The following is a 1,269-nucleotide window of genomic DNA, read 5'->3' as shown; positions in this document are numbered from 1 at the left end:
TGACCGGCCCCCACCGAGTGGTCCGAGCGGATTGTTAGTGCATTGACGCCTCCATCTCCAGTGTTGGCCGTAGGTGGAGCGAAGCGGAACCGGAGGGCGACACTGGAGATGGAACGGCCTCCGGCGCGGGCGGTCGATACCCGAGCGAGCTATGCGGCCGGACGGTGTTGTAATGTCGCCGCCACGCTTCGATCAGGATCCGGGCCTCGGCTAGCGAGTAGAAGATCTCGCCGTTGAGCAGTTCATCGCGCAGCGACCCGTTGAACGATTCACAATAGCCATTTTCCCATGGCGATCCGGGCGCAATGTAGAGCGTCTTCACGCCGACCTTGGCCAGCCATTCTTGTACCGCCGTAGCGATAAACTCCGGGCCATTGTCGGATCTGATATGCGCTGGTGGCCCGCGCGTGACGAACAGTTCGGCCAGCGCCGCCAGCACATCGTCGCTCTTAAGCTTGCGCGCCACGGGCAACGCCATGCACTCCCGGCTCGCCTCGTCGATGATCGACAGGATACGGTATTTACGCCCATCGTGCGTCCGCCCCTCAACAAAGTCGTAGGACCAGACATGGCCAGGATACTCGGGCCGAAGCCGGATGCACGATCCGTCGTTCAGCCACAGCCGCCCGCGCTTCGGCTGCCTTTGCGGCACCTTGAGCCCCTCGCGTCGCCAGATGCGCTCGACCCGCTTGCGGTTCACATGCCACCCCGCATCGCGCAGCAACGCCGTCACCCGGCGATAGCCATAACGACCATATTGCCGCGCCAGCGCAATGATATCCTCGGTGAGAGCCGCTTCGTCATCTGCCCCGCGAGGCGCTTTGCGCTGTGTCGATCGGTATTGCCCGAGCACACGGCACAGCCGCCGCTCGGACACCGGCATCATCGTTCTGATGTGGTCGATACAGCGCCTGCGACGCGCGGGGCTCAGAAGTTTCCCCGGGCGGCCTCCTGCAGGATTAGCTTGTCGAGCGTCAGATCCGAGATCGCGCGGCGAAGCCGCACATTCTCTTTCTCCAGGTCCTTCATCCGACGCGCCTGATCGGTCTTCAGGCCACCATATTCCTTACGCCACCGGTAATAGGTCTGCTCGCTGACCGCGATCCGCCGACACGCCTCCGCAGTCGTGGCGCCCTGCGCCAGCACAACCTCAGCTTCACGCAGCTTGCCAATGATCTCTTCCGGGCGATGCTTCTTGCTCGGCATTCCTTGTCTCCTTCGTCATCCAAAATATCATCAATTTTGGACCACTCAGAAGGGGGCAGATCA

At 62.3% G+C, this 1,269-nt stretch carries 1 protein-coding gene; it reads right to left on the bottom strand.

The annotated features are described in order from the left end of the window. Positions 1–34: 34 nt before the first annotated feature. Positions 35–1,206, bottom strand: a protein-coding gene (locus tag WP12_RS00135) for an IS3-like element ISSpwi1 family transposase (protein ID WP_152663826.1) whose coding sequence is annotated in 2 segments (ribosomal slippage) — positions 35–942 and positions 942–1,206 — 1,173 coding nt in all. Because the reading frame shifts where the segments join, the coding sequence is not laid out codon by codon here. Between the last annotated feature and the right edge of the window lie 63 nt (positions 1,207–1,269).

It is taken from the genome of Sphingomonas sp. SRS2 (genome assembly GCF_000971055.1).
Classification (GTDB): domain Bacteria; phylum Pseudomonadota; class Alphaproteobacteria; order Sphingomonadales; family Sphingomonadaceae; genus Rhizorhabdus.
This window is presented reverse-complemented; position numbering and strand designations above follow the sequence as displayed.